General features: G+C 37.8%; 18 protein-coding genes and 2 tRNA genes. 12 read left to right on the top strand and 8 right to left on the bottom strand.

All coding sequences use genetic code 11. The annotated features are described in order from the left end of the window. From pbpC to D0T53_RS05690, 3 genes are all read right to left on the bottom strand, one after another. Entirely contained in the window at positions 1 to 2,382 is a 2,382-nt protein-coding gene (pbpC, locus tag D0T53_RS05695) for a penicillin-binding protein 1C (RefSeq protein WP_163265961.1), read from the bottom strand. Beyond that, complete coding sequence (locus D0T53_RS13555; protein WP_255489401.1) at positions 2,382 to 2,513, bottom strand: hypothetical protein; 132 nt, start codon at positions 2,511 to 2,513, stop codon at positions 2,382 to 2,384. Before D0T53_RS13555 ends, pbpC begins: the two co-directional genes overlap by 1 nt. 145 nt (positions 2,514 to 2,658) lie before the next feature. Then, complete coding sequence (locus tag D0T53_RS05690) at positions 2,659 to 4,977, bottom strand: CotH kinase family protein (protein ID WP_163265960.1); 2,319 nt, start codon at positions 4,975 to 4,977, stop codon at positions 2,659 to 2,661. Between the two features lie 231 nt (positions 4,978 to 5,208). Between D0T53_RS05690 and D0T53_RS05685 the strand changes: the two genes are divergently transcribed. Further along, complete coding sequence (locus tag D0T53_RS05685; RefSeq protein ID WP_163265958.1) at positions 5,209 to 5,616, top strand: DUF4332 domain-containing protein; 408 nt, start codon at positions 5,209 to 5,211, stop codon at positions 5,614 to 5,616. A gap of 72 nt (positions 5,617 to 5,688) precedes the next feature. Here D0T53_RS05685 and D0T53_RS05680 read toward each other — a convergent pair whose 3' ends face one another. Beyond that, the gene (locus D0T53_RS05680) at positions 5,689 to 8,340 is read right to left on the bottom strand and encodes a Plug domain-containing protein (protein ID WP_163265956.1); all 2,652 of its coding nucleotides are present in this window, start codon (positions 8,338 to 8,340) and stop codon (positions 5,689 to 5,691) included. Positions 8,341 to 8,572: 232 nt separating this feature from the next. On the opposite strand from D0T53_RS05680, the gene D0T53_RS05675 reads away from it, so the two are divergent. From D0T53_RS05675 to D0T53_RS05640, 8 genes are all read left to right on the top strand, one after another. After that, entirely contained in the window at positions 8,573 to 9,013 is a 441-nt protein-coding gene (locus tag D0T53_RS05675; RefSeq protein ID WP_163265954.1) for a MarR family winged helix-turn-helix transcriptional regulator, read from the top strand. Between the two features lie 10 nt (positions 9,014 to 9,023). Further along, complete coding sequence (locus D0T53_RS05670; protein ID WP_163265952.1) at positions 9,024 to 10,217, top strand: MFS transporter; 1,194 nt, start codon at positions 9,024 to 9,026, stop codon at positions 10,215 to 10,217. Positions 10,218 to 10,599: 382 nt separating this feature from the next. Then, positions 10,600 to 12,525, top strand: a complete 1,926-nt coding sequence (locus D0T53_RS05665) for a family 43 glycosylhydrolase (protein ID WP_163265950.1) — start codon at positions 10,600 to 10,602, stop codon at positions 12,523 to 12,525. 434 nt (positions 12,526 to 12,959) lie between these two features. Beyond that, positions 12,960 to 14,285 carry a DUF3575 domain-containing protein gene (locus D0T53_RS05660; RefSeq protein ID WP_163265948.1) on the top strand — a complete coding sequence of 442 codons (1,326 nt, stop codon included), beginning with the start codon at positions 12,960 to 12,962 and terminating at the stop codon, positions 14,283 to 14,285. Beyond that, positions 14,282 to 15,262, top strand: coding sequence for a DUF5119 domain-containing protein (locus D0T53_RS05655; protein ID WP_163265946.1), 981 nt, complete (start codon positions 14,282 to 14,284; stop codon positions 15,260 to 15,262). Before D0T53_RS05660 ends, D0T53_RS05655 begins: the two co-directional genes overlap by 4 nt. A 52-nt stretch (positions 15,263 to 15,314) precedes the next feature. After that, on the top strand, positions 15,315 to 17,399 hold the full coding sequence (locus D0T53_RS05650; RefSeq protein ID WP_163265944.1) for a fimbrillin family protein: 2,085 nt from the start codon (positions 15,315 to 15,317) through the stop codon (positions 17,397 to 17,399). A 115-nt stretch (positions 17,400 to 17,514) separates the two neighbouring features. Continuing rightward, positions 17,515 to 18,522 (top strand): fimbrillin family protein, encoded by a 1,008-nt coding sequence (locus tag D0T53_RS05645; RefSeq protein ID WP_163265942.1) that lies wholly within the window; start codon positions 17,515 to 17,517, stop codon positions 18,520 to 18,522. Positions 18,523 to 18,784: 262 nt separating this feature from the next. Next, positions 18,785 to 20,500 carry a helix-turn-helix transcriptional regulator gene (locus D0T53_RS05640; RefSeq protein WP_163265940.1) on the top strand — a complete coding sequence of 572 codons (1,716 nt, stop codon included), beginning with the start codon at positions 18,785 to 18,787 and terminating at the stop codon, positions 20,498 to 20,500. Between the two features lie 246 nt (positions 20,501 to 20,746). On the opposite strand, the gene D0T53_RS05635 is transcribed toward D0T53_RS05640, so the two are convergent. The 4 genes from D0T53_RS05635 to D0T53_RS05620 form a co-directional block, all read right to left on the bottom strand. Continuing rightward, positions 20,747 to 20,830: transfer RNA gene (locus tag D0T53_RS05635), tRNA-Leu, on the bottom strand. A gap of 8 nt (positions 20,831 to 20,838) precedes the next feature. Continuing rightward, positions 20,839 to 20,911, bottom strand: a tRNA-Gly gene (locus D0T53_RS05630). Between the two features lie 112 nt (positions 20,912 to 21,023). Next, a complete protein-coding gene (locus D0T53_RS05625) occupies positions 21,024 to 21,485 on the bottom strand; it encodes a hypothetical protein (RefSeq protein ID WP_163265938.1) in 462 nt (153 codons plus the stop codon). Between the two features lie 5 nt (positions 21,486 to 21,490). Beyond that, positions 21,491 to 22,447, bottom strand: a complete 957-nt coding sequence (locus tag D0T53_RS05620) for an aldo/keto reductase (protein WP_163265936.1) — start codon at positions 22,445 to 22,447, stop codon at positions 21,491 to 21,493. Positions 22,448 to 22,756: 309 nt separating this feature from the next. On the opposite strand from D0T53_RS05620, the gene xseB reads away from it, so the two are divergent. Genes xseB through D0T53_RS05605 form a run of 3 tightly spaced genes read left to right on the top strand, consistent with a single transcriptional unit; the run spans position 22,757 to position 25,096 of the window. Next, a complete protein-coding gene (gene xseB / locus D0T53_RS05615; protein ID WP_163265934.1) occupies positions 22,757 to 22,954 on the top strand; it encodes an exodeoxyribonuclease VII small subunit in 198 nt (65 codons plus the stop codon). Positions 22,955 to 22,968: 14 nt separating this feature from the next. Then, positions 22,969 to 23,649: a 2-C-methyl-D-erythritol 4-phosphate cytidylyltransferase gene (locus tag D0T53_RS05610; protein ID WP_163265932.1), complete on the top strand. Its 681-nt coding sequence runs from the start codon at positions 22,969 to 22,971 to the stop codon at positions 23,647 to 23,649. Between the two features lie 7 nt (positions 23,650 to 23,656). Next, a complete protein-coding gene (locus D0T53_RS05605) occupies positions 23,657 to 25,096 on the top strand; it encodes a lipopolysaccharide biosynthesis protein (protein ID WP_163265930.1) in 1,440 nt (479 codons plus the stop codon). Positions 25,097 to 25,098 lie beyond the last annotated feature (2 nt).

Here is a 25,098-nt window from a genome sequence, read left to right as displayed (position 1 = left end):
CTATTTTACAACGAATTTTATGCTTGCCGAATTTCCATCATCATCTACAGCCGTTATCCGGTGTTCGCCCGGTGGTGGGGCAGCTGTTTTTTTATGAAAACCTTTTGTTTGTCCTATATAGGTTTTGTCCAGATGCCAGAATATGCGGCTGTGTGGTATGCGGTGCGCAACCTCAAAAACTAATTCGCCTACCGAACCATCGAGTTGCTTTGGCAGGCTTACAACAGAATTGGGATAAGGGTATAAAAACTCCATTGCCTTTGAATTGTCATTTCCCGTGCATTCGGGCGAATAGGGAGGAAGAGAGATGTATGACTGATGTTGTTCCCTGTAATATAGTTCCCACGATGCGGGAAGAACAAACCACGATGTATCTATAATGCCTCTGGCTCCTGCACAGTTTTCGTATACCCTGTAACGCAGGTCTTCCGATAAGTGTACTTTTGAGTGATAGGGGCATGGCGTTCCGTCTAAGCCTTTTCTGCACACTAAGGTTGTATCGGTTGACGATTTCGGGCAGTTGATTCCCATTATATGTCCGCTCTCTTTACATGTTTCTACTTTTACCAAGTCGTTTAAAGGCGTGGAAAACCATCGTGAGGCAGGTAACGAGTTAAATATATCGAACATAACAAGTCCTGCTGTGCGTGCCCCTACCAACCCGGGACGCCCTTCTCCGTCGGAATTACCTACCCAAACACCCACTACGTAGCGGGGAGTTACGCCAACCGACCATCCGTCGCGAAACCCGAAGCTTGTGCCTGTTTTCCATGCTATCTTTTGCATAGATGGTATCGAACGCCAGTCTATTTCTTCAGGGCGGTTTACGTTTGTAAGAGCATTGAAGGTTTGCCATATTGCTCCTGCACTGAATATAGGCTTATTTGTTATTTCGGGTGTTTCTGTGGCCGATAATATGTATTTAGCCGGTTTTATGTCCTTGTATTTATTTTCGGCATTATAGTGGTTGAGCGTTTGTGCCATAACGGAGTAAATGTTGCTTATTTCGAGCAATTTGCCCTCGGCTCCTCCAAGAATGAGTGATAACCCGTAATTGTCGGCCGAACGGGTAATTGTTGTCATACCTGCTCTGCGTAACAGGTTATGGAGTTTTTGTATGCCGTATTTACGAAGCATTACCACAAACGGAATATTTAGTGATCGGGCTAAAGCTTCGGATGCAGGAGCGGCTCCATCATATTTAAGACTGAAATTTTTAGGAGCAAACCCATTTATATTGACAGGTACGTCGGGCGTAAGTTCGTTTGGCATTAATAATCCTTCGTTCAGCATTGCGCAGTACAGAAAAGGTTTTAGTATGCTACCCGTGCTTCGGGGCGCTTGTAGTATGTCGACCTGATTTGCCGATGAGCGACGCTCGAAATGTACATTTCCGCAATATGCGATAATCTCATTCTGTTGAACATCAATTATTACAGCGGCAATGTTCTTTATCTCGTTTTGTGCAAATTCGGCGTTCCATCTCGAAAGTATTGCTTCGGTTCGGAGCTGATGCTGTTTGTCGATGGTAGACGTTATTTGTTGTCCTTTGTGTTCGATATATGCTCGTGTTACCAGATGAGGCGCTGTTTGAGGTAAAGCATAAGGTTGTGCAGGCAAAGGTTCGGATATGGCTAATTGAAAGTCTGTTTCGGTCAGGTAATTTTTGTCCCGAAGGTGTTGTAGTAATCGGTTGCGTTTACCTATCAGTTTGTTACGGTTACGCCCGAAGTGCATCATTGCGGGCGAATTAGGCAACACAGCCAGTGTTGCAGCTTCTGCCCACGACAGTGTCGAAACGTCGTGTCCGAAATATCGCCACGAGGCAGCTGCAATTCCAACTACGTTTGCACCCATCGGGGCATGCGATGCATACAGATTTAGTATTTCGTCCTTCGAATACTTAAATTCGAGGCGTGTAGCCAGTATGGTTTCAATTAGTTTTTCTCCGTAAGTACGTTTTTCTTTTCGGGCTAAACGGATTGTTTGCATGGTTATGGTACTACCTCCGCTAACTATGCGCTTTTCGGAAAAGTTCTGTTTTACAGCTCTTAGCATTGCCAATGGGTTAACGCCCCAGTGATAATTGTAATGGCGGTCTTCGAATTCAATAAGGCATATTTTATATTTCTCAGGAACCGAATCTATTGTAGGAAACCTCCATTGTTCGTCAGTGGCAAGGCGTGCGCCTAACAACTCGCCATTACGGTCGAAAACAACAGTGCTGTAAGGCACATCGAAGAGAGTTCGGGGCAGGCAAAATATATAAAATAACAAAAGAAGAAACAAAAGTGGAATCCCAATCTTGTATCTCCTTTTACTGTTCTTGTACCTGTCTGGTAACGCCGAAAAATATTCTTTGTAGCTACCGTACTTATTCATCAGACGATATATACAGGCATATTTTTGCGTTTAGATTTTCTCCTTTCCTTCGATTTCATGCATAAATAGGCAACCCCGCCTACTGCCAGTATAATGAGTGAAGCTGCCACTATTTGTTTCGACTTTTCCATAATGCTGTTTTATTGATGAATATTCGTTTTGCTAAAGATAATAAATGTTTCGGGCTTTAGCAATTTACTTATAATATTTTAAAAGCCTGCTTAAATTATATTCACGTTTATAAACAGGCTTTTGATTTTCTTTATATCACGAAGGTTAATGTTTCATTATTAATTTACCCTTGTCGTTTCCAACTTTCAGATAATAACAACCCGAAGTATATTGAGTGAAATCGACGATAGTGCTATTCGCATCAGCTTTTCCTGAGTAAATTCGAATACCATGTTGAGTATAGATTTGAATTGGTGTTCCTTGTTCGATATTTGAAATATATAACTTGTCGGATACAGGGTTAGGATAGAAGAAGTAATCGAACGCCTGATTTTCTTCAATACTATTTCCTATTGGCTCTCCATACTGTTCGTTCATGTATTCTGCTCTATCTTGAAGCCATTTGTGCAGGTATGCCAATTCGGCATCAAAGTCTACAGTAATTCCGTTTACTCCGTTCCACCTATCAATTTCTCTCACGGCAGCACCACTGTTTTCGAATATTCGCTTGTAATTCTCAAAACGATTAAACATGTTTTCGGGCGAAAAATGAGTAAAACGAAGCTTGTCGTATTGTTTCTTTAATAGATCGTTGAAATCGGCTGCATTAGTGAGTTTCAGGCGACGGAACAGATTGTGTTCTCCATGTTCAGAATTAATGATATACTGGGTATAATCTTGAGATGCTCCTACTGCACTTGCATTCCAACGTCTACCTAATACTGCATCCATATCCCATGGAGTTATTCCCAGAATCTGGTCTTCGGTTATGTTATACATATTTAGGTAGGCATTCTTTCCGTGGTTGTCGGTGGCCATAATCATTTCCATCAACAAATAATAATCGGCCCAAACGGGTATATCTATATATTGTGGTATCTTACTTACAAAATTACTATTTGTGCCGTGTGCTACAAGTTTAACCACATCGTACAAAGGTTTCCAATCGAAAGGTTCTCCATCCTCTACATCGGGATATTTACCTTCATGCTTATCCCATTCTACATTATTGTTGTTATAATTGGTTAATGGATAATTGGTGCTTACTCCTATTCCCGGACGATACCCCATCATTACAGAATAAGACCAATCAGAGGTTTTATATAAAAGGCCACGCACTTGCTGTGTATCTTCTTTGAATTTCTTTAATTTCAATTGCTTACGGTCAATTCTCTCTGTCATACAGTATATACCCCAGTATTTGTCGTCCAAAAATACTTCGACAAATTGTCCTCGTGTTCCATTAATCATATTAGGTTCTTCCGATTTGTAGTGTGGATCGGTAGAAAAATCATTCCAAATATCGGTACATACTCTGTTACGCATACGGCTTTTATCGATAGCCATTGCATCTAGTATCCAATATTTGTCATTACGAAAACCGAAGTAGCTTTTATCAAGATTATTCCAGTTCTCGTCTTTTATTTTTACAGAAAACGATTTTTTCTGATAGTTGAGGGTGATTGCTCCCCTATAACGAATTTCGGCATTTAGTAATTCGTACGAGTCCTTGTTTTCAGAGTCATGAACACGTATTTGTCCTTTTTGGAAAGATGTGCTCAAACTGTTGCCATTAGTATATAGTTGTACAATAGGTAATCCTGTGAACGAAAGCGATTCGGTAGCTATAACAGAATTGCCTTGTAGTATTTCTATCTTATATTCTTTAGCCGGAGCTACATCTTTGAAAGTAAAACTGGCACCATTCAGTACATCCTCATTTTCTATTCTGAGGGTATAATTGGCATTTTTAACCTCAAATTTTACGATCAAAGGTATATCCGATTTCATTAAATTCAAGGGAATAGAATAATAATACATTTTACTATCCTTGCACGATGACAAATCTTTATTATTCAGCGAAAAAGAGCTTAGGTAAGTGAATAGCTTTCCGTCTCCACCTTCGGCAGGTAATGAGTTTTTTGTATTTAAAGTAAATAGTTCGTTGTCGTAATAGTTCCTGTTTTTGCATTCATACGTCCCGACAATTCCGCTGGTACGTCTATTGAATACATGATCTGGATTTGCAACCGATGCAATTGCATAATATTCTGTTCCGTTTTTAACTACAGGTATAAATGTAAATAAAGTAGTATTATTTTGAGTATCCAGATTGTTGGCCAATTCGACATATCTTGTGTCGTAATTATTCGCAAAATATTTAATGTATTGATTGGTTAGAGCATTTTTTATAGAGTATTTTCCATCTTGCTCTTCATTAATAATCCAAAATGCACGTTCTGTAGTTTTTCCCACCGAACTATTATACATAAGAGGATAACTCCCATCTGAGGGTATTTCAATGCCTCCTTTTGCGTTGTAACAGGTGATTATATACTCTTCTTCAAGGTCGATTGCTAAAGTAGCATGTGAGGTAAGTGAAAAAAGAGTGAATAGGATGGAGAGTAAAGTTCTACTGTTCATGGTGTTGATTTTAGATATTCAAGATTTTGCAAATATAATACTTATTATTCTCAATGCTTTATGCTTATTTGTTAAAAAAAGAATTAGACACTTTAGTAGTGTATTCAATAAAATTTATTCCTTTCTAAACTTTTTAATTGAACGAAATGTTCTATATTAGCATAAGGCAACTATTGATATATGAATAGTTGTTGAATACAAGCAGACTTACACAATTAAATATTTGAATATATGAGTTACAAAATTGAAGAAATTGAAGGAGTAGGAGAAGTGTACGGTAAAAAACTAATTGCCGTTGGAGTTAAAACTACAGATGATTTGTTGGAAAAGGCAGCTTCTAAAAAAGGACGTGAAGCTCTTGCCAAAGAGACTGGTATTAGTGAGTCGTTGATTTTGAAATGGACAAACCATGCCGATTTATTTCGTATAAAAGGTGTTGCAGGACAATTTTCAGAGCTTCTTGAAGCAGCAGGAGTTGATACTGTGAAAGAATTCCGTAATCGTGTTGCTGCAAATTTGCATGCGAAAATGGAAGAAGTGAATGCTATAAAGAAGTTAACGCGCCGTGTACCTTCGGTTGGGGAGCTTCAGGAAATGATAGACTTTGCAAAAAAACTAGAGCCTAAAATGACCTATTGATATAAGTATAATTTAATAAGAAATAGCGTACTGTTTTTTTATAGTACGCTATTTTTTTAGCCTGAGTACTTATTATTCAACTTTAATAAAGGCATCTTTTCTTTCATAGATGAAATTCTTGTTTTTTGTAATTCCTTCTATAACTATAGAATAAGTTGTTTTGTCATCAGCTGTATAAAAATCCACTGATGCTTTATTGTTACTATCTGCTATAATGTTAGGTTTCCAATAAATTGTACTTCGTAAATCGGGTGTTGAGTCGTCCAACTTTTCTTGCGTATCATATTTTGGAGAATAAAATTCAACATACTGTTGATATCCTAATGGTAAGATGAGCTTGGTATTAGTAGGTGTACTTGCTTTTGCTCTCATGCCCGGAGGCCACGTTGTAAGTGCTATTACGGGAGCACTGTTCGAAGAGAAGACTAAAGTTTTACCTGCTTCGGTGTATAAATCTACCTGAGCTATATCGTTTACATTTACAAGGTTGCTTAATTCCGAATAACTACAATTTAAATTTATACCGTTTAATACAAATTTAGCAGGTGTTCCCCGAACAATTACGCCTTCATTATCAGATACGTTTGTGATAGTAGGCATTCGTAGGAATAATTCTTCGAAAGAAGTTGGTGGATTTTCTTCTATGTTTTCGGAGGTAATTAACCTGTCGGGAGGTACTGGGGTGCTGTTCTTCAATCTTTTTGTATTACGTTTATCTTTTGTTTGAATAGTTATTTCCGGTAGATCTATCAAACGCATGCCATTTTCTAATATATATTTTCCGTTAGCTTTAGTTATGTATTCGTCGAATTCGTCGTTTGAAATTTTTTTGGATAGATCTTCTTCATGTATTTGAAGATTCGTAATGTTGGGATATTTAATTGGGTCGAGGTGTATTTCAACTTCGGGCTTGTTTTTATCAGTTACCGCAAGAAAGAAATAAGCAGTACTATCGGGGAATTCGAAGTTGTCGAATAAATAACGAGCTTTTTCATCTACTTCGTATGCTTCGGAAAAATGATATCCGACAGCAGTTATTTTTATTTTTCCTTTTTTTGCCAACTTACCCGAAGGTTTTTTCAGTACACCCGAAAAAGCCTGTGTAATCTCAGGTTTTATAGCAGGTTTTTGTAAGTTTCGTTGTATTGCTTCGGTTATATGGTAACGCCTCCATCCATGTGTGAGCATAAGTAAATCGGCGGCTTGTTCTGCTTCTTTATTGTCCTGAAAATACCATTTAGGATTGTTTATTCTGCCTTTTAATTCAGATGCCAACATTATTTCGGACATAAGATTGGTTGTTGTGTCTAACTTTACGTCTCTATCGTCCGTAACTGAAATTGCAAAAGTTGAAGGAATAGTATCTATGGGCTGATTAACTAAGTCAATATTTAATTTAACGTGTTCTCTTCGCACGTATGTGTTTTTAGGCGTCTGAATGTTTATATTTATATCATCTTTTACATAGTTGAATATTAAGCGTTCGCTGACTGGAGTGAAATTGCCAGAGAGAAGCATTAAATGAGTTACTCCTGTTGGGAGTTTATTCTTAGCCCATTTTTTGTTTGTGTCTGAAAGATTCCACTCTTTGAAGTATAGAGGTACACCTTGGCGATGGATCAGCAAATAAAGTTCTTCGGCTGGAGATTCTTCGGGTTTGCATACAGATACCGATAAACTGTCGCCTTCCCACAATGCTTGCAGGTTATAAGTATTTGATCTGATTTCGGGTAAATTTATTTTTATAGATTGATTTTCATAATTGCATTCGGCATAATATGTTTCTCCTTGATGTGGAATGAAGTTGAACACTCCCATTCCTTCATGAGTACTAGCAAAAGTTGTTAATTGTTCGTTTTGCGAATTAAATATCGCTCCTTTTATATCTGCTGTTTCTCCATCAGGCAAAAGGGCTTTAAATGCGACTTTATTTTCTTGTTCCGCAATTAAATTTCCTCCTTCCGGATAGAAGCCGATTTCGGGCTTTTTGCTGTTATAAGGGATTCTTATATATTTTTTGAAAGAGTTATATTCGGCTCGGTATTCTAATGATAGGCATCTTTCAGTATCTTCATCTTTTAGGTTGAACTTTTTATAAATCCAACCTTCTTCGTTTGGCTCTACTCTTGTACTCTTGTCATTTTGGCCTAGTTGTAACTCTACATAGTTTGGATACAGTATTTCTTTAGTGTGTACATCCCGAAATCGCATGCCTACATTGACCTGCTTTGTGCCAACAAACTCAAAATTTGTTTCAATTTCAGCCTTAGCCGAGTTTGGGTCTATAATAAATACGGGGCGGGTATAAAATTGAGATTCATCCAGATTTTCCATATAGCGCGTATATGCTCTTAATGTATAATTCCCTTCAGGCAACGATTCGGGAAGTTCCAGATGTCCATAAAACATATTATCGTCCTCCATTCGTATCTGCTGGCGAACTGCAAGTGTGTTGTTCGGAGCTAATAATTCGACATAAATATAGCGGCTTATATAAGCAGGTTTATTTGTCGAAGCATGTATAATATATGCTCTGAAATGCATTTTTTCGCCATTCATGTAATAAGGCCTATCGGTTTGTAAATAGATTTTTTCTTGAGGGAAAACAACTATCTGTGCGTATAAATCGACTAGTGCACGTTTAATGGAGTCGGTTTGATTTTGTGATTGTCCGGGTATTATAAAACAGAGGGCGGTAAATAAGGTTACGAATAATCTTTTCATGTTAATAGAATAAGGTTTAAGAGTGTCTGTTTCGGATTAACTTTCTCTGAATGAATATTATTCTTTAGCTTTTTATAGTTAATCAAAGTATTGCTTTGTTAAGACCAAATGTAATAATAAATATTGTATGTTATAGTTCTGTAAAGGGATTTGATTAATTATTTTGTACTAAAATAGGAAATAATTTGTATTTAGTTTGTATGTAAACTAAATTTGCGCGTTTTTATTAAGAATGAATAGTAATAGAATTGATAAACCCGATGAGCAATTAGGATATCTTTTAATGCAAGTTTCGTTATTGAAACAGCGGATATTGAATTCGGCATTGAAGTGCCTCGATCTTACTTATATGCAATTTGTTGTTTTAGCCGGTGTACTCGAACTTAGCGAAGAAAACCATGCAGTTACCCAACAATGCATAGTATTAGAGCGTCATTTGGATAAAGCGATGGTATCAAATGTTGTGAAAACTTTGTTGGCAAAAGGTTTGATAGAGAGAAACAGTCATCCGGGCGATAGTAGGGCATGGATGCTTAATTTAACAATAGCAGGAGAAAAAAGAGCTTTGGAGGCGAAAAAAATAACGGAAGGAGTGAATTCGAATTTTTTTATGAATATAGATGAAGGAACCTTTAGACTGATGTTAAAAAAACTTTTGTCAGATAATATATAATAATATAAAAATGAGTGATATTGAATGTAAGCGTCCACCTTTATGGACACGCGATTTTGTCATGGCTTTTTTGTCCAATCTTTTACTGTTTTTCTCGTTTTACATGTTGGTTCCCGTTTTGCCGTTTTATTTAATTGAAAATATTGGAACGAGTGAATCAATTGCGGGGGTTGTTTTGTCGCTTTATACTATTGCGGCTTTGGTTGTCCGTCCTTTTTCGGGTTTTTTGGTAGATACATTCAGTCGTAAACCATTATATTTGGTTTGTTACGCTTTCTTTTGTGTCATGTTTGCCAGTTATGTGGTTGCTGCAACTTTAGTGTTATTTATTATTTTTCGTGTGTTGCATGGTTTTGCGTTTGGAATAAGTACTGTTAGTGGCAGTACGGTTGCTGTTGATATAATGCCTTCGGAGCGAAGAGGGGAGGGCATTGGGTATTTTGGAATGGCAGCCAATATAGCTATGGCGATAGGGCCTGTATTGGGTTTGTGGCTTTACGAAAATCATTCGTTCGATGTTATATTTCTTTCTGCCTTTGGTGTTAGTTTGTTAGGGTTTCTGACAATAGTTTTTATTACACCTATAAAAAAAGATCACATAGGTATGGTCGAAAAACCTCCTTTGTCGTGGGACCGTTTTATTTTACTAAAAGCTTTGCCTTGTGTTGTGCTTCTTTTACTATCGGGGGTAGGTTACGGGATTATATCGAATTTTATAGGATTATATACCGATCAAACAACTTTTACAAGTAGTGCAGGATTGTTCTTTATGGTATTGTCGGTTGGAATTGTATTGGCCCGTTTGTTTTCGGCAAAAGCAATAAATAATGGAAAAATTGTGCGTACTATTTACGTGGGAAGTATTCTGTTGATAATAACATACGTATTGTTTGCGGTATGCTCTAATCAGTTAACGTTTTACGTGGTTGCACTAACATTAGGTGCCGGATACGGACATATTAATCCTGCGTTCCAAAGTATGCTTATAAATCTGGCACGGCATAATCAGCGTGGAACTGCTAATGCAACTTATTTTAGTTTTTGGGATATGGGTATAGGGTTAGGCATTGCTGCCGGAGGAGCCATTATCGAGCGTCTTAGTTTTGGATGGCTGTTTGCCCTATGTGCAGTCTTGATTATAATAGGGCTTATATTTTTTGCATTGATATCGGCCTCTTATTTTGAAAAGAATAAATTACGCTGATAAATTGGTGTAAACGAAGAATAAGAAAGGATGTTTTAATGTCTCAAGGCTTGTTTTGTTGGTTATCTGAGCCTGTATTTATTGCTGAATATTGAAGCTGTAACAATTATCAACAATAATAGAGGCAATTTTATTTTCAAGGTGTATTGTAAATGAGTCTTCTCGATGTGAAAATAGAAGATAGAAAGGGTATAAAAGGTGTATGAATTTACCAAAATACAGGATAAAATGCACATATGTTTACAAATGAAACTAATCAGTCTGTTTGTTTAAAAAAAATAATTATCTTTACTGATAAATGTAACATGTACATTTATTCAGAACTGGTCTGATACATAAATATATAAGTTAATAAATACACTAAAATCATTATTAAAACACCATGAGAAGAAAAAAGCAGACGTTATTATTTTTATTAGTAGCTTTAATGGCATTGCCGATTTGTGCGCAGGAGTATAAGTCGGGGCCTGCTGAAAAAGATTTTGTAGCCTATTTGTTCGCCTATTTTAAAGGTAATAGTGTGGAAGATGAAGCTGTTTGTTATGCAGTAAGTCGCGATGGTTACAATTATTTGTCGTTAAATAACAACAATCCGGTAATTGATTCTAAAAAAATAAGTTCAACAGGAGGTGTTCGTGACCCTCATATACTGAGAGGAGAAGATGGAAAAACATTTTATATGGTTTTAACAGATATGACTTCTTCGAAAGGTTGGGATTCGAACAGGGCAATGATACTACTTAAATCAACCGATTTGGTGAATTGGACTTCAAGCGTAATAAATATTCAAAAAAAATATGCGGGGCAAGAAGATCTTAAGCGTGTGTGGGCTCCTCAAACTGTTTACGATCCTGATGTTAAGAAGTACATGGTGTACTGGTCGATGAAACATGGAAATGGTCCTGATATTATTTATTATGCATATACTAACGACGATTTCACTGATATTGAAGGAGATCCAAAAGTTTTGTTTCTTCCTAAAAATGGAAAGTCGTGTATTGATGGGGATATTGTAAGAAAAAACGGACTTTACTATATGTTCTATAAAACCGAAGGGCATGGAAATGGTCTTAGGCTTGCTATTACAGACTCGTTAGCATCGGGTAAGTGGGTTGAACAACCCGGTTACAAACAACAAACCCGTGATGCTGTTGAGGGTTCTAGTGTTTTTAAATTAATCAACAGTGACACTTATATTCTGATGTACGATGTGTATATGAAAGGGAAATATCAGTTCTGCGAAAGTAAAGACCTTGATGTTTTCAAGGTTATAGATAAAGAAATATCGATGAACTTTCATCCCCGTCATGGATCAATTATACCTTTGACTCGTCACGAGCTTGCAGCTGTTACTGCCAAATGGGGTGTTCCCGAAGGTTTCGAAATGTCTAAAGATAAAAATCCTGTTATTGAAGGATATTATGCAGACCCTGAAATTTTATATTCCGAGAAAAATAAAAAATATTACCTTTATCCAACCAGCGACGGTTTTCATGGCTGGGGTGGCTATTATTTCAAAACATACTCATCAGACAACCTTAAAGATTGGAAAGAAGAAGGTATTATTCTTGACGTGAAAAAGGATGTGTCATGGGCCGAAGGCAATGCTTGGGCTCCTTGTATTATAGAGAAAAAAGTAGGAAAGAATAAATATAAATATTACTATTATTTTAGCGCAGGAAAGTCTGGTCAGCCTAAAAAAATTGGAGTAGCAGTTGCCGACGATCCTGCTGGTCCGTTTGTTGATTCGGGTAAGCCTCTTATCGATTTTAAACCTGAAGGAGTAAACAGAGGGCAGGAGATCGATCCTGATGTATTTACAGATCCAAAAACAGGAAAAAGTTATCTTTATTGGGGGAATGGTTTTATGGCTGCAGCTGAGTTGAATAAAGATATGACCTCGGTTAAGAAGAAAACTGTAAGAGAAATGACTCCAGACAAAACGTTCCGAGAAGGTGTTTATGTTTTTTATCGCAACGGATTATATTATTTCCTTTGGTCGCAGGATGATACCGGTAGCCCTAACTATAAAGTGCGTTACGCAACAGCGAAGTCGCCACTTGGTCCGTTAACTATACCTTCTGACAATATAGTGATAATGAAAGATGAATCGAGAGGGATTTATGGAACAGGCCACAATTCAATTTTGCAAGTGCCGGGTACCGACGAATGGTATATAGTGTATCATCGTATTTCTCGTCCTGATGGTATAACTAAACCTTATCCGGGAGTATTCCGTGAGGTATGTATCGATAAAATGGAATTTAACGCTGATGGAAGTATTAAGCGTGTAATTCCTCAAGATTAAAAGTTAGAAGCTCATATCCTTTATAAAAGGATTCATAAAATAGAGGCAGCTATATATTAATAGCTGCCTCTTGCATTAAAAAAAGAGGAGGTTTATAGGTAATAATTGAAGTTTTATTTAAAAATGTTGTGTATAATCATAGTTGTTAAAATGAGTTAAAGCTGAGTTGGCGTGATATTTTAAATTGTTTTCGACAAAAATATAGGCTGGTAAAAGAAATAGTTAAGGTGGGCTTCTGGCATTACAGAATAGGGGGAAGGGAGGTGAAATTGTAAAATAACCTAATAATATATTAATAGAATTTATTTTCCCAAAAACTTTTTTGCCATTAATTTTATATTTTCTAACTTTGCGTATCATTATATAAATTAGAGTTCAAATTCATTACGTCTATTAAAATAACAGATTTTTCAAAATTCAAGATTCTACAACCCTTGAGAATATTCTTGTTTTGGTGTGGAATTATATACGCTGCGGGGGCTTTGAATGCTTCGACAGCCGTTTCGGGCAGTGAGCTTGTTGATGTGTCTACATATGCAAACGAGGAAACAAAACAAGTTAGGGATTCTTCTTTCTCAAAAACAGTGCGCATTCATTATCGTGTAAACAAAACGGTAATTGATAGAAATTATTTAGAAAATGCCAAAGCACTAAATATTATCGACGAAGTATTTAAGGATAATCCGATAGAAGATGGAGACTTCATAGTTATCACAGGAAGAGCTTCGCCGGAAGGGCCTTTTCGAAATAATCAACGTCTGGCCGAAGCAAGAGCTCTTTCTCTCAAAAATTACATTAAACAAAAATATCCCGAAATAAAAGGAAACCAGATCGTAACTCTTTCGGGAGACGAAGACTGGGATGGCCTTATTATGATGATAGAAAAAAACGAGAATGTTCCTTATCGTCACGAATTACTCTCGATTCTTAATAGCGGCTTAAAACGGGAAAAACAAAAGGCATGGATAAAAAAGCTAAACAACGGAAAAGTATATTCATACCTATTAAAAAATATATTACCATATTTGCGAGAAAGCGTAACCGGAACTATCTACTTTAAAAAAGGAGAAAGGTTTGCGCTAGGATTGGTAAGAACCGACACGGTTGAGGTACATCGCGTTGATACGGTTTTTGTAGAAAAAGAAATACTTCGTACCGATACTATATGCCCTCCAAAGGTCAAAAGGTCGTTTGTTATGGCAATCAAAAACAATCTGATTTACGATGCCGCATTATTACCCAATTTGGCAATAGAGATTCCCTTTGGGCATAACTACAATTGGTCGGTAGGAATAGAAGGCAATTGGTCGTGGTGGAATACCAATGCTAATAGCTATTATTATCATCGCATACAGATAGCAGGCGTTGAATTGCGTCGATGGTTTGGAAACAGAACTGGGAATCCCCTAAACGGTTGGTTTGTCGGAGCATATGGATATGGAGGAACGTACGACATTCGGTTGTTTACAGAAAAGAATAGTGATGAAGGACAATTGAGTAACTGGAGCTATTCGGGTGGATTAACATTCGGGTATGCTATGCCCATTGCCAAACGATTCAATCTCGAATTTGGACTTGGAGTTGGCTATTTGGGTGGAAGGTATCACAAATATACAGTCGGAGCATGTGAAGAATGTATATTCCCTTGGCAAAGCACTCATCAAAGAAGTTATATAGGATTAACGAAGGCCAATATTTCGCTGGTATGGTTAATAGGGAACATATTCAACAAAAATAAAGGAAAGGAGGACCAGCGATGAGAAGATTTTTGTTCCTGCTTGTGCTGATTTTCGTTGCAGTTGCTTGTGAAAACAAGAGCCTGTGTGACGAAGGAATATGCGGAAAAGGAGATGTAGGCATCAAAGTGGTTGTCAATTGGGAAAAACAATCGGATGCCCGTTCCATGCGAATGAATATTTTTTCACAAACCAGTGGAGTAATAGATTACGGAAGGGATAACATCTCGGTCAGCGGCGAAAAAATGATAAAGCTGGTCGCTAATGCGTCTTATATTCCGTTATGCTACGATAATAATTCGAACGTAAGTTTTAGAAACGAAACCACACTTGAGTCTTTTCAGGCTTATTGCGCCGAAACTTCGCGCCAAACTTACAACACTAAAGCCACGCCTATATCAGGTGAGAAAACGGTGATAGATCCTAGAGGAGATTTCTTTGTACACTCGTGGCAAGAAACGTTCGATGTCATATTTTGTGACGAATGCGAAGATTTTCTGATTCTTAACTTCTATCCTAAAAATATACTTCGTGAGTTCACATACAGGATTAATGGGATATTGGGAACGAAAAATATAGCAGAAGCACGGGGTGCTATATCCGGAATGGCTGCGACATATTTTTTCAAAACAGATAAGCTGACCACTGAACGTTCGACTGTTTTATTTGATAATTCAACTATAGGAGTCGACGAAAGTGGAATGGGATATATTGAAGGTTCTTTCTACACTTTTGGACCTGTGTATCCATACACGAACAGGTTTACGATAGAAATACTATCTAAGATAAATGGATATTACACGGCTTATTGGGACGTATCAGGTCAGATAAGTGAGTCGATGGATGATAGGGAAGCTAAATTGCAAAGGGATGGGTATGACATTCTTATAGAAAACAAAGATGAAATACCCGAAATACCCGAACCCGGGGAAAATCCCGGCGCTGGAGGAGGATTTGAAATCGGGGTTGGAGAATGGGACAATGTTGATGTCTATTTATAAAACCCAAATATTAATATTACACTAATTATTTAATAAATTAAAACTTGACAAAATGAAAAAATTATTTTTATTTATTGCAACAATTGCTCTTACGTTGGCATCTTGTTCCAACGATGAAGATTTAGGCTTTGTAGACAATGGCACAAGCGATGCTATAGAATTTCGTACACTAACGGATAAGTCATCTAACCTGCGTGCAGCTATTACCAATGGAGACAATATCCTAAGCTTTACTGTTACTGGTATCAAGAGTATGGATAACGATTACCTGTTCAATGCATTTGGCATTACAAGAGGTGAAAATGACAGTTGGGCTTATACGCCAAAACGTTATTGGCCTACAGACGGAACTGTAGACTTTCTTGCCTATAGTCCATCTTCTTCTAAGAACTTAACTATAAGTACAGGCCTGGGACTTACAGATTTTGTGCCAGGAACATCTCTTCTGAAATACACAGTTCCTGAAATTGACGAAACAAATGCACAGGAAGACTTCTTGGTTGCCCAAATTAAAAAGCAGAACAAAAACTCAGGAACCGTTAAATTGAATTTCCACCACGCTCTTTCGCGCGTTATGTTCTTCGCTAAAACTTCTCAGAAGAATATAACTTATACTATCGAAAGTGTAGAATTATTGCAGTTGAACCAAACAGGAACCTTGGATATCAGCAACGACTCTATTGCAGAATCGGGTACATTGGCTTATGGTTCTGATGCATTTGTACTTTGGAAAGATCAGGAAACTCCGGTCGATTATGCTGTGGATATGGGTGCTTCTCCTATCTACTTGCTTAACGAATATAAATCTATATTGGGTAAAACAGGTGCTATGTTAGTATTGCCACAAGCAACAAAAATCTCTACAAATGGAACAGGTAAAACAGCTCCTGCTTCAGGCGAATTTGCAATCAAAGTAGCTTACAAAGCATTTGTTGATGATATCTATTATGCAGGAAGCGCAGCTGCTCCGGAAGTGAAATATTTTGCAGTAAAAGATATTAATGGAAAAAACAAAGGTATTACGTTCGAGATGGGACGCCAATACAACTTCTATCTTGGCTTTGGTGAAGACGTTAGTGGTGAAGTAAGCTTCGAAGTTGGTGTAAGCCCTTGGAGCGATACTCCTGACCAATATATTCCTGAATTGGATAACTATGCACCACTTATCAGTAATGAATTGGCGAAGAAAGCAAACTCTGCGTTTGACCCGACAAACAACAATATGGTAACTGCAGCAGATATAGCTTCTGTAACAGAAGAGTTGGTTGCTACTGGCGACTTTGGGTTCAAAGGTATCGAATACTTCAAGGGAGTTACTAAACTTACGCTTAATAATGTTACCGGTGGTGGAGACTTAGACATATCTAAAAATCCATTGATTACCGAAGTGGCTATTAATGGTTCTACACTTGGTGACGTGAACTTGCTGAATGGTACTCTTGCAAAACTAGCGTTCTCTGGAAACAATACGTTTACATCATTGGATGCATCGAACAACAATAAACTCGATGCTTTAACTTTCGCTTCAACTACTAAAATAGATGGTGATTTGAATTTATCAAACAATCCTTCGTTAATTGCAGTAGATCTTTCCGGTGTGACTATTAATGGTGCTAGTCCTGCTAAATTTGACTTAGATTTGTCAAATTGTAGTTTGACTACCTTTACCATGACTTCGGGTAAAATGACTAATCTTAACTTGTCGAATAATAAGTTTGTAACTCTTTCTATATCAAATTCTACTTTCGAGAACCTGGATATCTCAAACAACACATTGCTGAAAACGTTTAACTTTGAGAAGAGTTCTGTTAGAAAAGGAACAGGCGTTTCCGGAACAGGTTTGCTAAATGCAAAAGGAAATACTGCTTTAGAAAGATATGAAACCGTTTCACCTGGTTCCGGCTCGGATGTTTATGTGATAAACAATTTTGATATATCAGACAGTAAGAATATCAAAATGATGAATATACGTTATGCTTACACAATAAATGTTTTGACTGTTTGGGATGGATGTACTCAAGCTTATTTAAACGCTAATAATATAGTGAACATACATTCAAACGCTGGTGACAAAGGACTTGTGAACATTATTAAAACAGTTGATGGAACACAAATAAAACCAGTTCCAACTCCATAATTTGCCTCACCCTATGCCTTCCTTTTTAATTAGAATGGTGTAGAATCTATAAGCCGGAAGGGGTTGAATGTCCCCTTCCGGCTACTAATAAAAAAAATAAAAGTCACGCAAAAACATGCAAACGAACAACAAATACAGGCTAAATATCGGGAGGATGATTTTCTCTCTCCTGATAGTTCTATTTTTTGCCGGATGCTCTAAAGACGATAACGACATAGACAATGGAATGGGCGAAAATGCCATTGCGTTCGATTGTTCAACGTCAAATTTGCGTGCCGCAAAAGCCGTGACCGACAATATGCAATATTTTCGTGTATCGGCTATCTGGGAAAAAGAAACAGGAGTCTACGAATCGTTCATGAGCAATCAGTTGGTCGAAAAACAAGGAGACAGCTGGGTTTATTCACCAATAAGATATTTTCCGGGATACGGTTCGGTTAGTTTTTTTGCTTACAGCCCGGCAATATCGTCGGGAGTAAATTCTGATTTGTTTTATATAGATAATGCAACAAATCAGATAACCATCCAATACGATGTTAGCACTAATTATCAGCAGCAAGAAGACTTTATGGTAGCTAGCAGTTTAGATCAGAAAAAAAATCCGGTCAAACTCAAATTTCAGCATGCGCTTTCTAATGTTGTATTTCAGGTATGTAGTCACGATCCTAATGTTACATTTCGCATAAATGAAATAAAGCTAGTCAACTTATTTAGTAAAGGACTTATAACAGGTGTGGCTGACGAAGAAACATCTAACTGGTTGTGGTACGAACGTCTGGACCGCAAAAATTATATTGTGTATCAAAAATACCCTTTCGAAACGCAAGGCGAAGACTATAAAGAGGTTGGTAACTTGATGGTACTCCCTCAAGCTATGGTATTTTCTCAAAGGCCAGTGAACGATTTTGAAATCGTCGTATCCTATGAAATAGTTGGTACACCCGGTAGTGAAGCTGTAGGTAATTATACACTCGATGACGATTTTGCTTTCGAAATGGGCAAGCGATATACGTTTAATCTGAACTTGGGTACAAAACCTTCATCCAGAAGTTCGAGACAAACTATTGGTATGACGGAAACAGAGATCAAATTCCACGTTGTTTGTGAGTCGTACGACGAGTAGCTAACACAGATGGTAAACTAAAAAACTGCACTTGTCAAAAAATATTCAAGCGCTGATGCGCTAGCCCCTTAATTTCTTTGTCGGGAACAAAGTCTTCGGATAATATTTGTGTGTTTTCCTTGCTGCTTATGATTAACATACAGAGCTAGAATGCAACATATTGGTGCTGTATTGATACAAATATTGCGACAATTCAGATAAATCGGAAATTTTATTAATAATATTTTCAATAACTTTGTACTATCTAAGAAACAGGATGGGCATGGCAAACACTAACATACGTTACCTTTTATTGTTATTGACATTTACTGTAGGTCATTGTTATGCCGAAAACAATGACAAGCAAAAAATAAATGACCTGCTCGACTCCATAAAACAAAACTTTTACATCAATCCCCTCAAAGGACGTGCTTTTGTGATTGAACTCGAAAAAGAAGCTCTGCGGCAAAAAGATGTCTACTACCAGGCAATAGCAAAAGCTAAGATGGTAGAATATTACTATCCGCAATTCGATAACGATAGCATTGTTGACGCTGCTGAAGCTGCTGAAGCATTTACCCGCATACACAAAGAATATCGTCTTATGTTTGTCGTGCAGCAAACCGTTATACAGCGTTATGCCAATCAGGGTATGTTCAATTTGGCATTGTCGAAAGCTCGTCAAATGTATTCCGAAGCTCACGAACTGAACGATAACCTTAATATGGCACGGGCAACAGCGGCATTAGCAAACACTCATAAACACATGAATCAGTATGACGAAAGTGCTACTTATTTGCTCGAAAGTTTGGAGTTATTAAGGCAAACTGATGGCGGAGCAACTTCTACTCTGACTCTTGAAAATTATCAGGAATTGGCTTTTATGAGTTTAAGCCTTGAGAAGTACGAACAAACTATACTTTATGTTGACTCTATGTATATCTGTATCGACTTGCGGCACAAAGATAAAGGAAGCAATGATGCCGAATCGATTTTCATTGCCGAATACCTGTTGGCTCAGGCAAATATTTACCTGAATAGGCAAGAACAAGCAAAAAAACATATAGCCAAAACAGAAGAATTGTATAACGAAGACTATCCTCTTTCGTTCCGTTTGTTGATCGATCAGATGTACATCAATTATCACATGCAACAAAAAGAGTATCAGCAGGCCTACATACACAACGAACAGATGCTGCAACTTATGAGGCAATATGAACTGCTCTCCGACCTGCCCAGCGTACTTACTCGGAAAGCCGAACTGTTGACACTCCTAAACCGCCATAGCGAAGCTGTGCAAGCCTATGCCGAAGCAATAACAAGACAGGAGGAAAACAACCGGAACGAGTATAAGTTACAGTTAAACGAGTTACGCATTTTATACGACCTGAACCACATAGAGCAGCAAGCCCGAGAAGATCGTATGCAATTGCAATTTACGCGGCGTATAGTTATTGCCATAGCCTTTGTAGCATTACTGATTGTTGTATTGGCAATAATGGTATATCGTAATAGCCGCCGGATAAACTTCAAGAACAAAAGACTTGTGTTGCGACTTCAGGAACAAGATATTCTGGTAAAAAGAAACAGGCAACTCGAAGAGCAAGTAAAGGAACTACAGCCAATGGACGAAGACTTGACGAAACACTCAGACCGGCAATTGCTTGAAGCATTGCAGCAATTGATGGACAAAAACAGGCAATACACCGATAACAAGCTATCGAGAAAAGATGTTCAGGAGAGGCTCAACATAAGCGAGAAAAATTTGCGTATGCTTATACTGGAACATTATGGACAAACATATTCTGCATATATATCGTATAAGAGAGTGCGACATGCACGCGAATTATTATCCGACACGAACAACACCGAAACTGTAGAGCGTATTGGCTACGAATCGGGATTCGGCTCACGGTCTACTTTCTATCGCCAATTTCGTGAATATTATGGGCTCACGCCCGATGAATATCGCCGACATATATTGAATCAAGAGGGGTGAAAAACGCTTGTTTTTGTATCTTGTTTGTTGAAAGATAGTGCGTTGTTTTGTGTCGACGCTTTGTTGCGATTTGACACAAACGCTATTTTTAGTGTCTAACTTTATGTATGCAAAAGTACAATAGTGTTACATTTTTCCAATATTTCGTTCCCCGACTATTATAACATATTTATAATCCGAAACGCAAAGAACTTATTCTAAAAGAAAAAGGACTTAACAGCGAAAAAACTGTTAAGTCCCCTTATGTACCCGGAGCGGGACTTGAACCCGCACAGCCATAATGGCCACAAGATTTTAAGTCTTGCGTGTCTACCATTCCACCATCCGGGCAGACCTTGAGCGAAAGACGGGATTCGAACCCGCGACCCCGACCTTGGCAAGGTCGTGCTCTACCAACTGAGCTACTTTCGCAATATTCTTACTTTCGGTAACCATAATCAAACTCCATTGAGTCGGTCAAAAGCCAAAAGCGAGTGCAAATGTATAAATGTTTTCCTTTATCGCAAAGGATTTTCCCGAAAAATTAATTATAGAATACAAAATCTTCGTATTGCGATGTACCTCTCCTTACACGATAGCTTTGCAACCGTTCTTTGGCAGGCCCTGATAAACATTGTCCTGTATACAGGCTGAATTCAGATTTACATTTATTACATACAGCTTTTCCCTGCGTGTTTGGAGTAACTGTTATAGTCTTACTATCCTCATTAGGGCAGCATCGGTCGTATGCAGCTAAAGGATAATCGTCGTCCAGCCCATGATTAAAGATAATCAGCCCGCTATAGCCTACATATATATATTCTCCATCACCACGTCCTTCGGTGAAAACCTCGTAATGTCCCTGATTTTTGAGTGCATTATCCCTGCCGCTTAGCTCGACCCGAAAATATACCCGTGCTCTTGGTATAGTATAATCAAGCTCTTCCTCGCCACACGAAAATAATAAAGTGCTTAGGAAAAGTATAACCGGAATATATAATTTCATATTTTTCAATTGGTTAATATCTTGTCTATTTGTAAATATTCGTCTACCGAAAAGGTAAGATTATCCGTAGCTTTTAAATTATCTAATAGCTGTTTAGGCGAACTTGTACCAATAATAACCGAAGTCATTTGTTCGGGACGTAGACACCACGCCAAAGCCATTTGGGCTAAAGACTGATTGCGAAGTTTTGCTATTTCGTTCAAAGCCTTTACTTTTTCTATAACTTCGGGTGTAATTTGCTCTGCCTTCAGAAATCCGCTTTCTTTTGCAGCTCTCGAACTTTGCGGAATACCCGAAAGGTATTTATCGGTAAGTATGCCTTGTGCAAGCGGAGAGAACGATATAAAGCCTGTTCCTTCTTTTTTCGTAAGCCCTAACATCTGCGATTCTATTTTTCGTTCAAACATATGATACCTGTCCTGATAAATAAGGCAGGGGACTTTCTCGGCTTTTAGTATAGCAAAGGCTTGCTTAGCTATTTCATAAGGATATTTAGATAAGCCTATATATAGAGCTTTTCCCTGACGAACAATATCAACCAGCGCGAGCATTGTTTCCTCCAACGGAGTTTCGGGGTCGTAACGATGGCTGTAAAAGATATCGAAATAATCGAGACCTGTGCGCTTCAGGCTTTGGTTTATGCTGGCTATAATCATCTTGCGCGAGCCTCCATCTCCGTAAGGACCATCCCACATACGATGCCCTGCTTTTGAAGATATTATCATTTGGTCGCGATATGCCGACAAATCGTTTCTCAGAACTTTGCCGAATGTTGTTTCCGCACTTCCGGGGGGTGGTCCGTAGTTATTGGCCAAATCGAAGTGGGTAATACCCTTTTCGAAAGCAAGGCAAATCATTTGACGGGAATTTTCGTAATCGTCTATCTCCCCGAAATTATGCCAAAGTCCTAATGAGAGAATCGGGAGTTTAAGCCCGCTATTTCCGCAAAATCTGTATTCCATATCTATAGTTTTTTTGCAAAAGCTTATATAGCAAAAGTAATAATTATATACTTATTTGATTGTGAATGAAGCCGAAAATAACAACAAGTTTTGTTAAAACCTAAGTAGGCAAATACTTATAAGTAAAACGAAAATTAGCAGGATTTATTCTATACCGGAAAGAATAATATTATAGGGATAATACCTTGTTGACTATGTTGTCTCGAAAACATGATATCTCTCGCTGTTTTGTCTTAATTTGCAACAAAAGAATCGCGGAGTGCAATTAGACAAATGTTTTGTATCTTTGAAAATTAATAATACCAATATATGGCAAAAAAAGAAAAGACATATAGTGAAGCAATGCAGGAGCTTGAAGCTATATTGCAACGCATAGAGAGTGGCGAGCTTGATGTGGATGTATTGTCGGAAGAAATAAAAAATGCTTCGGTACTTATAAAAAGCTGCAAGGATAAATTGCATAAGGCCGACGAGGAAATCAAGAAAATACTTGATAAAATAGACTAAATAAACTATAATATATGTCTTCACAAAAAAATAATATAATAATTGTCGCAGGGGGCAAAGGACTTCGAATGGGGCACGAGTTACCTAAGCAGTTTCTCGAAATAGGAGGTAAGCCTGTATTAATGCATACTATTGAGGCCTTTTACAAGTACGATCAGCAAATAAACATTATAGTTGTGCTGTCGGCCAATTATATGGATTACTGGAAAGAAATCTGCGAAAAATACTCTTTCACGATAGAGCATAGTATAGTTGAAGGAGGAGAAACCCGGTTTCACTCGGTGAAAAGCGGGTTGTCGTTGGTGCAGAAGGGACTGGTAGGTGTTCACGATGCAGCACGACCTTTGGTTTCGCCTGCTTTAATAAAACGCATTTTCGAAGCGGCTGCTGTGCATAAAGCGGTAATACCCGTTGTTGATTGTGCCGATAGCCTTCGCGAAATGATAGACAGTACCCGTAGCCGTGTAATAGACCGCAGCAAAATAAGGATGGTACAAACGCCTCAGGTGTTTGATTCGGAGTTACTAAGAAAAGTTTATAACCTGAGGTATATAGGTACATTTACGGACGATGCTTCGGTTGTGGAATCTTATGGACATGAGATAACGCTGGTTAAAGGCGAAACAACAAATATAAAGATTACTACTCCCTTCGATTTGGAGATAGCTGAAGTTATTCTTAAAACAAAAAAATGATCAAATAATGTCCGATTCATTAAAAGAGAAAACCGGGTCGGCCCTTTTTTGGAACTTTATTGATAAAGGTGGACAGCAAGTTATTCAGCTTGGCTTCATGTGTGTGTTGGCACGCTTGCTTCTACCCGATGAATTCGGATTGGTTGGGCTACTTGCTGTTTTTACGGCAGTGGCAACACTGTTGCAAGACAGTGGTTTTTCGTCAGCCCTTATCCGAAAAAAAGACATTGATGAGGTAGATTATGCTTCGGTTTTTTATTTCAATATTGCCATAAGTATTACGGTTTACATCGTTCTGTTTTTATGTGCCCCGTTTATAGCCGATTATTACGAAATACCTCTTCTAGCACCATTGGCCCGTATTATCTTTATTTCTTTTGTGCTCAATGCTTTTGCTATTATTCAGAATGTAATACTGATACGCGAAATAGATTTCAGAACCAATACACGCATAACTTTTATCGCAGGAATTATTTCGGGTGCAATAGCCGTGTTAATGGCTTTTAAAGGTTATGGTGTTTGGAGTTTGGCTGTACAATTGGTTGCGCAAACTTTTATCAGAACTTTACTTCTTTGGATGTTTGTTAGGTGGTATCCTAAAGAAGGCTTCTCGTTTGCCCGTTTGAAAGAAATGACAGGCTACAGCATGAATTTGCTGGTTACGGCTTTGCTAAATCAGGTTGTGGCTAATATATATCCTCTTATTATAGGTAAAACAGATTTGATGGATAAAGTTGGGTTTTATACACAGGCTAATAAACTTACTTCAATTCTGCAATCAATAATAGGGAACAGCATACAAGGAGTTGCGTATCCTGTGTTGTCGAAACTCGAGGAGAGAGAGCGTGTAAAGCGTGTGTTTAGAAAAATTATAAGAATATCTTCGTTTATTGCTTTTCCTGCAATCATTTTATTAGCAATCGGGGCAGAACCGATAGTGTTGATAATTCTTTCCGAAAAGTGGTTGCCATCGGTGCCCATTCTTCAAATATTGGCTATAGGAGCATCGGTATACCCTCTTTATCATGTAACTAATTCGTTGGCTCAATCGCTTGGGCATTCAAAATTGATGCTGAAGGTAGAAGGTTTTCGCAATATCCTTTCTATTGCTATTCTGTTGGTTTCGGTTAACTATGGCATATATGCTATGGTTGCAGGCATCAGCACTGCCAGTATAGTTGCTTTTGTTGTAAACATTTATGCAACAGGGAGAAAAATTTCGTACAGTTTAACAGAGGCAATAAAAGACATTGTTCCTTATTTGTTTATTGCTTGTTGCATATTTTCTCCGCTCTATTTTCTGAATCGCATTGTAGATAATATTTATTTATTGTTGGCTATACAAGTTGTTGTTGGCATGGGAGGGTATCTGTTAATTGTAAAGTTACTGGGTTCGAGGGTGCTTGCCGATTGTATCGAGTTTATTAAAAACAAAAAATTGAAATAAGT

Origin of the sequence: Dysgonomonas sp. 216 (assembly GCF_010501065.1) — a bacterium.
Classification (GTDB): domain Bacteria; phylum Bacteroidota; class Bacteroidia; order Bacteroidales; family Dysgonomonadaceae; genus QVMM01.
Note: the sequence above shows the minus strand (reverse complement) of the source record. Positions and strands in the feature narration are given on the sequence as shown.